Source organism: Bacillus sp. FSL E2-8900 (assembly GCF_037966225.1).
GTDB lineage: Bacteria > Bacillota > Bacilli > Bacillales > Bacillaceae_G > Bacillus_A > Bacillus_A cereus.
In genome coordinates, this window is record NZ_CP150193.1 from 5,081,146 (window position 1) to 5,094,979 (window position 13,834).

The following is a 13,834-nucleotide window of genomic DNA, read 5'->3' on the forward strand; positions in this document are numbered from 1 at the left end:
ATTAGAACGGTAAATCGTCGTCGGAAATGTCGATCGGTTGACCTACATTTGAAAATGGATCGTCATTCTTCGTAAATCCAGAATTACCTTGGTTACCTGAATTACTAGATTGACCAAATGGGTTAGAGCCTTGGTTACCGAAACCAGCTCCTGATGGTTGCTGATTAAATGAACCACGTTGCTCCCCACCGCCATTACGCGGCTCTAAAAATTGCACGCTTTCCGCAAGAACTTCTGTTACGTATACACGTTTACCATCTTGTCCCTCGTAATTACGAGTTTGAAGACGTCCATCTACGCCTGCTAAGCTACCTTTTTTCAAATAATTTGCTACGTTTTCTGCTTGTTTACGCCATATTACACAATTAATAAAGTCAGCTTCACGCTCACCTTGCTGATTGGCAAATGCGCGATTCACAGCTAACGTAAAAGTAGCTACTGCGACACCATTGGGCGTGTAACGTAAGTCAGGGTCCTTAGTTAAACGACCAACGAGGATAACACGATTCATCAATCGAACCACTCTCCCTTATATATCAATTATTTTTCTTCTTCTTTAACAACGATATGACGAAGGATGTCTTCGTTGATCTTAGCTAAACGGTCGAATTCGTTAATCGCTTCTGCGTTAGATTTCACGTTTAAGATCATGTAGAAACCTTCACGTAAGTCGTTGATTTCGTAAGCTAAACGACGCTTACCCCACTCTTTCGTGTTAATGATTTCTGCACCATTGTTTGTTAAAACACCTGCAAAACGTTCAACTAAAGCCTTTTGAGCTTCTTCTTCAACGCCAGGACGAATGATGTACATAATTTCGTACTTTCTCATTACACTTTCACCTCCTTTTGGTCTAAACGGCCCGTAATGGGCAAGGAGCAATTAATTTATAGTAATTACTCACGAGTTTAGATTATATCATAGTAAGTTATATGAATCAACTCACCAATACATAAAAAACTTGGCAAACATATAATATATTTGCCAAGCTCATATCTTTATTTTTCCTAGGAAATATTAAATTAAACGTTAAAACGGAAGTGCATAACATCTCCGTCTTTTACGATATATTCTTTTCCTTCTAAACGTACTTTTCCAGCTTCTTTTGCAGCTGTCATAGAACCGTTTGTCATTAAGTCATCGTAAGAAACTGTTTCTGCACGAATAAATCCACGCTCAAAGTCTGTATGAATAACACCAGCACATTGTGGTGCCTTCATTCCTTGTTTAAATGTCCAAGCACGTACTTCTTGAACGCCAGCTGTGAAGTAAGTAGCAAGTCCTAATAGGTCATATGCTGCACGAATTAATTGATCTAAACCAGACTCTTCAATTCCTAATTCTTCAAGGAATACTTTTTTCTCTTCTTCGTCTAATTCAGCGATTTCTGATTCGATTTTTGCACATACAACGATTACTTGAGAATTTTCATTTGCTGCAAATTCTTTTACCATTTGTACGTATTTATTTTCCGAAGGATCGATAATATCGTCTTCACTTACATTCGCTACGTATAACATTTCTTTTGTTGTAAGTAAATGAAGGCCTTTAACAATCTTCATCTGCTCTTCTGTAAATTCAACAGTACGAGCTGGTTTTCCCTCTTCAAAAGCTTCTTTTAAACGAACTAAAATTTCATGCTCATATACCGCTTCTTTATCTTTTTGTCTTGCTAATTTCGCAACACGCTCGATACGCTTATCAACAGACTCTAAGTCCGCTAAAATTAGCTCTAAATTGATTGTTTCAATATCATCAATTGGATCTACTTTCCCTGAAACGTGCGTAATATTTTCGTCTTCAAAACAACGAACAACTTGGCAAATTGCATCTACTTGACGAATGTGAGATAAGAATTTATTTCCTAAACCTTCACCTTTACTAGCACCTTTTACGATACCTGCAATATCAGTAAACTCGAATACAGTCGGAACAGTCTTTTTCGGTTCTACTAATTCCGTTAATTTATTTAAACGCTCATCTGGTACTTCTACAATCCCTACGTTTGGATCAATTGTACAGAATGGATAGTTCGCAGATTCTGCTCCTGCTTGTGTAATTGCATTAAATAAAGTGGACTTCCCTACGTTAGGTAATCCAACAATCCCAGCCGTTAATCCCATATTTTTCACTCCTATGTCTCAATCTTTCATCATTATAGATAGTAACGAAAAAAATGACAAGTTTCCGCCAAACGAAAAAAAGTAACAGTTACCTACTGTAACTGTTACTCTCCCTCTATTCTTCGTGCTTCACAAGTATTTTTTTCACCTTACGATCAAACTCTCTTCGAGGAATCATTACTGAATGGTCACACCCCTCGCACTTAATGCGGATATCCATTCCCATACGAATAATTTTCCAACGATTCTCGCCACATGGATGGGCTTTCTTCATTTCCACAACATCATACAAGTTATATTCCTTTTGCTCCATTCTCCAAACTCCTCTCCATACTAAATTGCTTTTCCACTAACTAATTCTTCACGATTATATAAAACCATACGTGGATATGGAATTTCAATTCCATGTAAATCAAGACGATTTTTAATCTCTTTACGAAGTGCCCTTGCAATAACTGCATGTTGCATCGGTTCTACTTCAGCAATAACACGTAATATAACTTCTGATGCTGCTAATGTTTGCACACCTAATAATTGAGGCGTTGTTACCATTTTTTCGTACTTTGAAGGTAATTCTACTAATAAATCTTCAATAACTTGCTCTGCTTTCGCAATATCAGCCTCATATGAAATAGATACATCAACAAACGCTACACTATTACTAACTGAGTAGTTAGTAACTTGAATAATACTTCCATTTGGTAAAGTATGAATTTCACCTGTCCAACTCTTTACTTTCGTTGTACGAAGTCCAATTTCTAAAACGACTCCTTCAAATTGACCGATTTTAACATAATCGCCAACTGAAAACTGATCTTCTAACAAAATAAATAAACCTGTAATAACGTCTTTCACTAAACTTTGAGCACCAAATCCGACTGCTAAACCAATTACCCCAGCACCCGCTAATAAACCTGATGCATTAATATCAAACACACCTAAAATCGCAATTAGCATAATGAACATAACAACGTACGCTACAATATTTTCAAGTAATTTCGCTACTGTAACTGTACGACGTTCTGAAATTTGAATTGGAGAACGACTCCCCATACGAAACGCATTTCGTACAACCGCCCTTGCAATTCGCACAACAACTGCACCAATTGTTAAAATAATACATATTTTTAATGTCGCAACTCCAATATGAGCCCAACGATCAGCATCTAATAAATACTGTTTCATAGAATTAAACCACTTCGCTAATAAATCCATGTACCTCTACCTCTCTAGCTAAAATTTCTTTTTAGTTACCCTTATTATTGTATCAGAAGTCCCCTAATTGCTGAAAAAATTTTATGATTTTAATCCTATTTTATCCCCGACATCCAGGTATAAAATGGAACGAATAGATATATACTAGTACTATTATTTCCGTTTTCATTCACATTTTGCAAAAATTACGCACTTATAACTTTCCATTTTCCTCACCATATAACATATATTGAAAATTTATTAAAAGGATGGGTGCTTCATGAATATTGGAAGTTTTCGCTTACCATTTTTTGAGAAAGAAACTCAAAACGTTATGCACCAAGATCTAGAAGCCTCTGAGATAATCAGTAATTTCTTACTTACCCATATTCCTATTAAAACTAATATACCACTCATTCTCGTTTGTATCGGCACAGATCGCTCTACAGGTGACGCACTCGGCCCATTAGTTGGTACAAAACTTGAACAAATAGACATCCAAAACCTCCAAGTATTCGGTACACTAGATGAGCCAGTACATGCGCTAAATTTAGAAGAGAAAATTCAGAATATACAGAAAGAATATCCTACTGCATTTATAATTGCTGTTGATGCATGTTTAGGAAAGTCCCAAAATATCGGATCAATCACTACTGGAAAGGGACCTAGTAAACCTGGAGCTGCTATGAATAAGAAATTACCTGCAGTTGGTGATTTGCACATACACGGTATCGTCAATCTAAATGGGTTTATGGAGTTTTTCGTTCTTCAAAATACAAGATTAAGTTTAGTCATGAAAATGGCTGATGTAATCGCAAAAAGTATAAAAGAGACGGATCAAAAATTATCCGCATTAAAAAAAGCAAACCATCTATAAATAATAAGATGGTTTGCTTTTTAATTTTTCTGTGCTAATAGTTCTAAAATACGATTTAAATCTTCTTTATTAAAAAATTCAATTTCGATTTTACCTTTTTCTTTTTTCGTCTCTTTAATTTTCACATCTGTGCCAAACTTTTCTCTTAAGAACGTTTCACGTTCTACGAAAAATATATTTCGCTCTTTTTTCACTTTTTTTGTTTCACGTGAAACGTGTTGATTAATCTCTTGGACGATTTTCTCTAATTGACGAACATTTAATCCTTCTTTTTCAATGCGTTTCAATAAGGACTTCAATTGTTCTTCATCTTTTATCGTAAGTAAAGTTCTCCCATGAGCCATTGAAAGTTGACCATTTGCAATCATATCTTGTACGAAAGAAGGTAGGCTTAATAACCGAGTATAATTTGCAATGTAAGGTCTGCTTTTACCAAGACGTTTCGCTAATTGCTCTTGCGTTACATTTAGCTCATTCATTAACATCTGGTATGCCATTGCCTCTTCCATAGGATTTAAATCTTCTCGTTGTAAGTTTTCTAACAAAGCAAATTCCATCATTTGCTGTTCAGTTAATTGTCTTACAACCGCAGGTACTTTTTCTAAACCAGCCTCTTTTGCAGCACGAAATCGTCTTTCACCTGCAACAATTTCATATCCTTTAATACTCTTCCTAGCAATTAATGGTTGTAGAATACCGTGTTCCTTAATCGAAATTGCTAATTCCTGAATCGCCTCTTTATTAAAGTGTTTACGCGGTTGATATGGATTCGGCCTTAATTCAGTTACAAGAATCTCCTGAATTGTTTCCTCTTCTTTCACATCTAAATCAGGAAAAAACACATTAATTCCTCTTCCTAATCCTTTAGCCACCTGCAATCACTTCCTCTGCTAAATCTATATACACTTCTGCTCCTCTTGATTTAGCGTCATACTGCATAATAGGTTTCCCATGACTTGGAGCCTCGCTCAAGCGTACATTACGCGGAATAATCGAGCGATATACTTTATCCCTAAAATACTTTTTCACTTCATCTATAACTTGAATCCCTAAATTTGTACGGGCATCCAACATTGTTAACAATACACCTTGAATTGCTAAATTTTTATTTAAATGTTTTTGTACAAGTCGAACTGTATTTAATAGCTGACTTAACCCTTCTAGTGCATAATATTCACACTGTACAGGAATAATAACAGAATCTGCTGCTGTTAATGCATTAATCGTTAATAACCCTAAAGATGGGGGACAGTCGATAATAATATAGTCATATTCATCACGAACTGGCTGTAATGCTCTTTGCAAACGTACTTCCCGGGAAATAGTCGGTACCAATTCAATTTCAGCACCAGCCAATTGAATTGTAGCGGGTAGAACATCTAAGTTTTCAGTTGCGGTTTTCTGTATAACCCCTTGAACATCTGCATCTTCCACAAGAACGTTGTAAATACATTGATCTAATTCAGATTTTTCAATTCCCACACCAGTCGTTGCATTTCCTTGAGCATCAATATCCACAAGAAGGACTTTTTTACCTACTTGCGCCAATCCAGCCCCTAAATTAACAGATGTTGTTGTTTTTCCAACACCGCCTTTTTGATTAGCAATAGCAATGATTTTTCCCATGATGTCACCTACTTTCAACCTTTCTATCTTATTCTAGTAACAATTACGTTTATTGTAACATGAAATAAAACTTTTTCTTTTACGTCCTTTATTAAACTTCAAAATTTATTTCTAAACTCCTTCTTCATTTAACAAGAAAATATAGTAAAAGAGACCTCTCCAATAGGATAAGGTCTCTAGCACATCATTATTATTTTTTCTTTGGAATTTTAATTGTAATTTGATAGTACTCATCAAATTCTTCTTCCTCAGAATTAACATTCAAACCACTTTCAGTAACCATTTGTAAAGATTGTCTAATTGTATTCATAGCAATCCTTGTATCTCGACTTACTGCTTTTTGCTTTGCCTTACGCTTCGGTTTCGCTTCCTCTAGTAACTTCGCAATTCGTTCTTCTGTTTGCTTTACATTTAGTTGTTTCTCCACAATTTCCTGTAAAACCTTCAGTTGTAATTCCTCATTTTTTAAAGGAATGAGGGCGCGGGCATGACGTTCTGTAATGCTTTTTTCTAATAATGCACTTTTTATTTCTTCAGGCAACTTTAACAAGCGCAACTTATTTGCGATTGTAGATTGTCCTTTTCCAAGTCGTTGTGCCAATGCTTCTTGTGTTAAATTATGTAACTCAATCAGCTTTTGATATGCCACAGCTTCCTCGATTGCCGTTAGTTCCTCACGTTGCAAGTTTTCAATTAAAGCTACAGAAGCTGTCTCTGTATCATTTAAATTCTTTATAATTGCAGGAACCTTTTCCCAACCTAACTTTGTTGCCGCGCGAAAACGTCTTTCTCCAGCAATAATCTCGTACTTATCATCCTCATATTGCCTTACAACAATCGGTTGAATAAGTCCATGTGTACGAATTGTTAATGCTAGCTCATCAATACGCGCATCATCAAAAACTGTTCTTGGTTGATAACGGTTAGGGGTAATATTTACTATCGGAATTTCTTGTATTTCTTCATATACCTTTTTATCTATCTCTTCATGGCTTTCGTCTTGTAATTCGAATTCGCTCTCTTTATCTCCAAAGCCAAATAAACGAGAAAACGTATTTTTCATACATATTCCACCACCTTTTAGGCCTATTGACTATTCTCCATAAAATGTTTCCTATGAAACATTTACGTTTTCATTTATATAATTTAATCTTACGTCTAATAAGATTTATTTTTCAATAGGTAATTTATTGGGTGTTCCCGGTTTGCGTGGATATTTCTTTGGTGTCTTGCGCTTTTTCTCGATTAATAAAATATTACGTTCACTCTCTTCAAATGGTAATTGGAAAGTAGACATCTCTTTCAACTCTCCGCCTAGCACCTCTAAAGCATACTTGCCATTTTCAATTTCTTCGTTTGCTGCTGCACCTTTCATTGCAATGAATGTTCCTCCAACTTTTACAAGTGGTAAACATAGCTCACTTAATACAGAAAGACGCGCAACTGCACGTGCCATTACAATATCGTATGATTCACGTACACCTTCTTTTTTCCCAAATGTTTCAGCACGATCGTGACAAAATGCAACATCACTTAATTCTAACTTTTGGGCTAAGTGATTTAAGAAATTAATACGTTTTTGCAATGAATCTACAATTGTTACTTTTAAGTGCGGGAAACAGATTTTTAAAGGAATACTTGGGAATCCAGCCCCTGCACCAACATCACAAATTGAGAATGGTTTTGAAAAATCATAATAAAAAGCAGCTGTAATGGAATCAAAAAAGTGTTTTAAATATACTTCTTCTTTTTCTGTAATAGCCGTTAAGTTCATTTTTTCATTCCACTCTACTAATGTTTCAAAGTAGATTTTGAACTGCTCTAACTGTCTAGAAGAGAGGGTGATTCCCTTCTCTTCTAGCATAGATTGAAATTGTTCTATGTTCATCTAGCAATATCTCCTTACTATTTATTGGTTCGATACGCGTGCAATTTTTCCTTGTTCTATATACACAAGTAAAATGGAAATATCCGCTGGATTTACGCCAGAAATACGTGAAGCCTGCCCCATTGAAAGTGGACGAACATCTTTCAATTTCTGTCTAGCTTCTGAAGCAAGGCTAGAAATCGCATCATAATCAATATCTACAGGGATTTTTTTACTCTCCATTTTCTTCATACGCTCTACTTGCTGTAAAGATTTTTCAATATACCCTTCATACTTAATCTGAATTTCAACTTGTTCTTTAACTTCATCACTTAATTCTACTTCACTTGGTACTAAAAGATGAATATGCTCATATGTCATCTCTGGACGACGTAATAAGTCACTTGCACGTATTCCATCTTTCAATTCACTTCCGCCAATATTGCGAATTAATTCTTGAACTTCAGGACGTGGTTTAATAATAATGCTGCTTAAACGTTCCTTTTCCTGTTCAATTTGTAATTTTTTATTTGTAAATCGCTCATAGCGCTCTTCTTTAATTAGTCCAATTTCACGACCAACTTCAGTTAAACGAAGATCAGCATTATCGTGGCGTAATAATAAACGGTATTCTGCACGAGACGTTAATAAACGATATGGTTCATTTGTACCTTTCGTTACAAGATCATCAATTAAGACGCCAATATAAGCATCCTCGCGACCTAAAACAACTTCTTTTTTACCTAAAGAACGGCATGCTGCATTAATTCCAGCCATAAGCCCTTGTCCGGCCGCCTCTTCGTAACCAGAAGTTCCATTAATTTGTCCTGCTGTATATAAATTTTTAATCTTTTTCGTTTCAAGTGTTGGCCATAGTTGTGTTGGCACAATTGCATCATATTCAATTGCATAACCTGTACGCATCATTTCAACATTTTCTAGGCCTGGAATTGTTCTAAGCATGTCACGTTGTACATCTTCTGGTAAGCTTGTGGATAAACCTTGTACATATACTTCTTGTGTATTACGCCCTTCTGGCTCTAAGAAAATTTGATGACGTGGTTTATCATTAAATCTTACTACTTTGTCTTCAATAGAAGGACAGTATCTAGGGCCTGTTCCTTTAATCATACCAGAATACATAGCTGAACGATGTAAATTTTCATCTATTAAACGGTGTGTTTCTGTACTTGTATATGTCAACCAACATGGAATTTGATCCATAATAAATTTCGTTGTTTCAAAAGAGAACGCACGTGGCTTATCATCACCTGGTTGAATTTCTGTTTTACTGTAGTCAATTGTATTACTGTTTACACGCGGAGGTGTCCCTGTTTTAAATCTAACAAGATCAAATCCAAGTTCTTCTAAATGCTCAGATAATGTAATAGACGGTTGCTGATTATTTGGACCGCTTGAATATTTTAAGTCGCCCATGATAATCTCGCCGCGTAAAAATGTTCCAGTTGTAATTACAACGGTTTTTGCTGTATATTCTGCACCAGCTTGTGTAACTACCCCTTTACATACACCTTCTTCAACGATTAAACGCTCTACCATTCCTTGGAACAACGTTAAGTTTGGTGTTTCTTCAATTGTTTTCTTTAATTCATGTTGGTAAGCGAATTTATCAGCTTGCGCTCGAAGTGCACGTACGGCTGGTCCCTTACCTGTATTTAGCATACGCATTTGAATATGAGTTTTATCAATATTACGTCCCATTTCTCCGCCTAATGCATCAATTTCACGAACAACAATCCCTTTTGCTGGTCCACCAACAGAAGGGTTACATGGCATGAATGCTACCATATCCAAATTAATTGTTAACATTAATGTTTTTGAGCCCATTCGTGCTGCCGCAAGACCAGCTTCACATCCTGCATGACCTGCACCGATTACTATGACATCGTATGAACCGGCATTGTATCCCATTGTTTATTCCTCCTAATAATCTCTATCTTTCTACAACTTCACTATATTATTTTCCTAAACAAAATTGAGAGAACAACTGGTCAATTAAGCTTTCATGCACTGTGTCCCCAGTAATTTCACCAAGTATTTCCCACGTTCTTGTTAAATCAATTTGTACCATATCAATTGGTACACCATTTTCAATCGCCTCAACTGCATCACCGATTGTTTTTCCTGCTTGTGTTAATAATCCAATATGTCTCGCATTAGAAACATATGTCATATCTGCAGAATCGATTGTTCCTTCAAAGAATAAATCAGCTATTGCCTTTTCGAGTTCATCTATTCCTTGTTCCTCAATTAAGGATGTTGTAATAACACGATTTCCCGCGGCTAACTCTGTAACACGTTCCATATCAATCGCTTGCGGTAAATCAGTCTTATTCACAATAACAATAAAGTCTTTTCCTTGTACCGCACGGAATAGATCTTCATCCTCATTTGTTAAAGCCTCGCTATAGTTGACAACAACTAATACTAAATCCGCTTGGCTCATCATTTCTTTTGAACGTTCCACACCAATTCGTTCAACAACATCTTCTGTCTCCCGAATACCGGCTGTATCTATAAGTTTAAGAGGTACACCACGCACGTTGACGTACTCTTCAATAACATCACGAGTTGTTCCTGCAATATCAGTTACAATTGCCTTTTTCTCCTGAACAAGACTATTTAATAACGATGATTTCCCAACGTTAGGTCTACCGATAATTGCTGTAGCAATACCTTCACGTAAAATTTTCCCTTGTTTTGATGTTTCTAATATTTTTTCGATTTCCGAACGAACATGCGTCGCTTTCTCAATTAAAATATTATGTGTCATCTCTTCTACATCATCGTATTCTGGATAATCTATATTTACCTCAACATGAGCTAATGTTTCTAATATTTCTTGACGCAAAAGACCAATTAATTTAGATAATCGCCCTTCCATTTGATTAATTGCTACATTCATCGCACGATCTGTTTTTGCTCGAATCAAATCCATAACAGCTTCTGCTTGTGATAAGTCGATACGTCCATTTAAAAAAGCACGTTTTGTAAATTCGCCCGGCTCTGCCAATCGTACTCCTTGTGCTAGAATAAGTTGCAATACTTTATTTACTGAAACAAGTCCACCGTGACAGTTAATTTCCACTATATTTTCACGTGTAAAAGTCCTTGGTGCGCGCATAATAGACACCATAACTTCTTCAATAACTTGATTTGTATCTAAATCAACAATATGACCATAATGAATAGTGTGAGAAGGAACCTCTGTTAAATCCTTCCCCTTAAAAATACGATCAACTTTCTCAACCGCATCATCCCCACTTACTCGAACAATGGCAATTGCACCCTCTCCAAGCGCTGTGGAAATCGCAGCAATTGTATCAAATTCCATGTCCTTTCACCTCACTTGCTTATTTATCTCTATTTCAACATGATTATTTCTTTCACTAAATTATTAGGATACCATAACGAACCTATCTACAAAAGAAGAATAACTCATTTTATTATATCCCCATGTAAAAAACACTAAACTTATTCACAGTGGATAAGTTTAGTGTTTTTTAGTTATCCACATCTATTTTCCGCTCAAAAAAACCGGCACTCATTTGAGCAACCGGTCATTTAGGAGATATTACAACATGCCGATGTGGTTCATTTCCTTCAGAAGTTGTATTGATACCTTGATGATTTGATAATGCCTGATGAATAATTTTTCGTTCAAAAGATGGCATCGGTTCTAAAATAACTCTTTTTTTCGTATTAAATACTTGTTTCGCTAATCGATAAGAAAGTGATTCTAACGTACTTTTTCTTTTACTACGATAATTTTCAGCATCTAGTGTAATACCGATATACTGCTTCGTGTTACGATTCGCGACAAGTTTTGTTAAATACTGTAAAGAGTTCAATGTATTACCTCTTTTCCCAATTAAAACACCTACATTATCACCAGAAATTGTGAATTCGATTTCGCGTCCTTTTACAATTTTACTAATCTCGACTTCCACACCCATATCGTGAATAACATTTCTTAAATATTCTTCACATTCTTGAATTGGATCTTTCTTCAATACAACTTCTACTACTGCAGGGCGATTCCCAAATAAACCTAAGAATCCCCTTTTACCCTCATCGACAATATTTATATCTACTCGATCTTTTGATGTATTTAATTGCCTTAAAGCATCCTCTACTGCCAGCTCGACTGTTTGTCCTTTAGCAGTAATTACACTCACTTGCTTGAGCCTCCAGCTTTACCAGCCTTACTAGCCTTAATCTCTGGCCCTTTAATAAAGTACATTTGAGCAATACCAAAGATATTACCAACAACCCAGTAAAGTGATAATGCAGCTGGGAAGTTAATTGCAAAGATTAAAATCATAATCGGCATAAGCCAAAGCATCATTGCCATTTGTGGATTTTGACCAGCTGTTCCTGCCATTGCAAGCTTTTGCTGAATAAATGTCGTAATTGCTGCAACGACTGGTAAGATATAGAACGGATCTGCCTTTCCTAAATCAAACCATAAAAATGTATGTTCACTAATTGCTGTTGTTCTCATAATCGCATGATAAAACGCGAATAAAATAGGCATCTGAACAAATATCGGTAAACATCCTGCCAATGGATTTACACCATTCTTTTGATATAACTGCATCATTTCTTGTTGTAGTTTTTGCTGTGTTGCTTGATCTTTAGAACTATATTTCTCTTTTAACTTCACCATTTCTGGTTGTAACGCTTGCATTGCCTTTGTACTCTTCGTTTGTTTAATCATTAATGGTAATAATGCAAAACGAATGATAAGAGTTGTAATAACAATTGCTAAACCGTAATTACTGTTAAATAATTCGGCAAAATACGTGATTAACTGAGAAAGCGGATATACGAAATATTCATTCCAAATCCCAGTACTTTTCGATGTAATCGGCTGACCCGTTTCACTACAACCGGTGGCAATCGCCATTAATGCAACGACCATGGCTAGTAAACCTAATTTCTTTTTCAAAGCCTACTCCTCCTTGTATCGGTATGTATATAGTGTAATTCATTTCCTTACGCTACCTTTTTATTCTTTTCATACCAGAGCGTTTAAAGACATGAATTAAGCTTTTCTTTACTTCTTCATATGTCATCTCTGCACAAGGCTTCCTTGCTATTATAACAAAATCTTTTCCAGAAGCTATCTCATCTTTTAACTCTGTAATAGCCTGACGGACCATGCGCTTAATTCGATTACGAACTACTGCATTTCCTATTTTCTTGCTAACAGAAAGGCCGATGCGAAAGTTTGGCTGTTCTTCTTTATCTAATTGGTATACAACAAACTGACGATTTGCATTTGATTTTCCTTTTTGAAAAACCGCCTGGAATTCATCATTCTTCTTTATACGATGTTTTTTCTTCATATCAATTGACACTCCTGTATTTCATCAGCGGAAATTCACTATTATTAGAAAAAAAGACCACTGAACGATCAGTGGTCTACGCAGATAATACTTTTCTTCCTTTACGACGACGAGCTGCTAGCACTTTACGTCCGTTCGCTGTGCTCATACGGCTGCGGAAACCATGTACTTTGCTGCGCTTACGTTTATTTGGTTGGTAAGTTCTTTTCATTATATGACACCTCCCTGAGGAATATCTGTTAAAGACAGTCCTATAAATTATAGTTAATTAACTAGGAAAATGTCAATGGTTCTAGAAATTTTCATCAAATATTCATTTTGAACCTATTCACATACTTTTTCACAGCACCTATATTTCCTTGTGGATAAATATTTTTTCGCGTTTTTTATATCCACAAACTTTTTTCACACTTTTACACAGTATATCGTGTTGTGGACAAGTTTATTCCACAAGGTATTGATTTTGTGGATAACTTTCTTAAATTCATTGCTATAGCCACTTTTTTTTGATATTATAGTTGTGTTTTCACTTTGAATAAGTTTTCCACATCTTTATCTTATCCACAATTTGTGTATAACATGTGGACAGTTTTAATCACATGTGGGTAAATAGTTGTCCACATTTGCTTTTTTTGTCGAAAACCCTATCTCATATACAAACGACGTTTTTAGGTTTTAAAATACGTTTCGTATAAATATACATTTTATATTTATTAGGTTGTACATTTGTTGCGCAACCTTATTCTTTTACCAACTTAGTAAAGGAGGGACACCT

Annotated in this window: 16 protein-coding genes; 1 reads left to right on the top strand and 15 read right to left on the bottom strand. The window is 35.7% G+C overall.

Annotation, left to right across the window (positions count from 1 at the left end; genetic code table 11):
- Position 1 precedes the first annotated feature (1 nt).
- The 5 genes from ssb to NST90_RS26030 all read right to left on the bottom strand — a co-directional run bounded on the left by ssb (position 2) and on the right by NST90_RS26030 (position 3,338).
- Positions 2-514: a single-stranded DNA-binding protein gene (gene ssb / locus NST90_RS26010; protein WP_000981966.1), complete on the bottom strand. Its 513-nt coding sequence runs from the start codon at positions 512-514 to the stop codon at positions 2-4.
- Positions 515-540: 26 nt separating this feature from the next.
- Positions 541-831: a 30S ribosomal protein S6 gene (rpsF, locus tag NST90_RS26015; protein ID WP_001233778.1), complete on the bottom strand. Its 291-nt coding sequence runs from the start codon at positions 829-831 to the stop codon at positions 541-543.
- Between the two features lie 191 nt (positions 832-1,022).
- Complete coding sequence (gene ychF, locus NST90_RS26020; protein WP_000524657.1) at positions 1,023-2,123, bottom strand: redox-regulated ATPase YchF; 1,101 nt, start codon at positions 2,121-2,123, stop codon at positions 1,023-1,025.
- A 115-nt stretch (positions 2,124-2,238) separates the two neighbouring features.
- Complete coding sequence (locus NST90_RS26025) at positions 2,239-2,436, bottom strand: DUF951 domain-containing protein (RefSeq protein WP_000435485.1); 198 nt, start codon at positions 2,434-2,436, stop codon at positions 2,239-2,241.
- Between the two features lie 20 nt (positions 2,437-2,456).
- Positions 2,457-3,338, bottom strand: coding sequence for a mechanosensitive ion channel family protein (locus tag NST90_RS26030; RefSeq protein WP_000364814.1), 882 nt, complete (start codon positions 3,336-3,338; stop codon positions 2,457-2,459).
- 259 nt (positions 3,339-3,597) lie between these two features.
- On the opposite strand from NST90_RS26030, the gene yyaC reads away from it, so the two are divergent.
- Positions 3,598-4,194: a spore protease YyaC gene (gene yyaC / locus NST90_RS26035; RefSeq protein WP_001020714.1), complete on the top strand. Its 597-nt coding sequence runs from the start codon at positions 3,598-3,600 to the stop codon at positions 4,192-4,194.
- A 20-nt stretch (positions 4,195-4,214) separates the two neighbouring features.
- Here the strand turns inward: yyaC and spo0J are convergent, their stop codons facing one another.
- From spo0J to rpmH, 10 genes are all read right to left on the bottom strand, one after another.
- A complete protein-coding gene (gene spo0J, locus NST90_RS26040; RefSeq protein WP_001051832.1) occupies positions 4,215-5,066 on the bottom strand; it encodes a stage 0 sporulation protein Spo0J in 852 nt (283 codons plus the stop codon).
- Complete coding sequence (soj, locus tag NST90_RS26045) at positions 5,059-5,820, bottom strand: sporulation initiation inhibitor protein Soj (RefSeq protein ID WP_000516114.1); 762 nt, start codon at positions 5,818-5,820, stop codon at positions 5,059-5,061. The genes spo0J and soj overlap by 8 nt, the downstream gene beginning before the upstream one ends.
- Before the next feature lie 190 nt (positions 5,821-6,010).
- Complete coding sequence (gene noc / locus NST90_RS26050) at positions 6,011-6,883, bottom strand: nucleoid occlusion protein (RefSeq protein WP_000799016.1); 873 nt, start codon at positions 6,881-6,883, stop codon at positions 6,011-6,013.
- 105 nt (positions 6,884-6,988) lie between these two features.
- Positions 6,989-7,708 carry a 16S rRNA (guanine(527)-N(7))-methyltransferase RsmG gene (gene rsmG / locus NST90_RS26055; protein ID WP_001019628.1) on the bottom strand — a complete coding sequence of 240 codons (720 nt, stop codon included), beginning with the start codon at positions 7,706-7,708 and terminating at the stop codon, positions 6,989-6,991.
- Between the two features lie 21 nt (positions 7,709-7,729).
- Positions 7,730-9,619, bottom strand: a complete 1,890-nt coding sequence (mnmG, locus tag NST90_RS26060) for a tRNA uridine-5-carboxymethylaminomethyl(34) synthesis enzyme MnmG (RefSeq protein ID WP_000541031.1) — start codon at positions 9,617-9,619, stop codon at positions 7,730-7,732.
- A 46-nt stretch (positions 9,620-9,665) separates the two neighbouring features.
- Positions 9,666-11,042 (bottom strand): tRNA uridine-5-carboxymethylaminomethyl(34) synthesis GTPase MnmE, encoded by a 1,377-nt coding sequence (mnmE, locus tag NST90_RS26065; RefSeq protein WP_000393757.1) that lies wholly within the window; start codon positions 11,040-11,042, stop codon positions 9,666-9,668.
- Between the two features lie 226 nt (positions 11,043-11,268).
- The gene (jag, locus tag NST90_RS26070; protein WP_000111516.1) at positions 11,269-11,886 is read right to left on the bottom strand and encodes an RNA-binding cell elongation regulator Jag/EloR; all 618 of its coding nucleotides are present in this window, start codon (positions 11,884-11,886) and stop codon (positions 11,269-11,271) included.
- A complete protein-coding gene (gene spoIIIJ, locus NST90_RS26075) occupies positions 11,883-12,659 on the bottom strand; it encodes a YidC family membrane integrase SpoIIIJ (RefSeq protein ID WP_025710390.1) in 777 nt (258 codons plus the stop codon). The genes jag and spoIIIJ overlap by 4 nt, the downstream gene beginning before the upstream one ends.
- Before the next feature lie 52 nt (positions 12,660-12,711).
- Positions 12,712-13,059: a ribonuclease P protein component gene (rnpA, locus tag NST90_RS26080; RefSeq protein ID WP_025710391.1), complete on the bottom strand. Its 348-nt coding sequence runs from the start codon at positions 13,057-13,059 to the stop codon at positions 12,712-12,714.
- A gap of 76 nt (positions 13,060-13,135) precedes the next feature.
- A complete protein-coding gene (gene rpmH, locus NST90_RS26085) occupies positions 13,136-13,270 on the bottom strand; it encodes a 50S ribosomal protein L34 (protein WP_000831901.1) in 135 nt (44 codons plus the stop codon).
- Positions 13,271-13,834 lie beyond the last annotated feature (564 nt).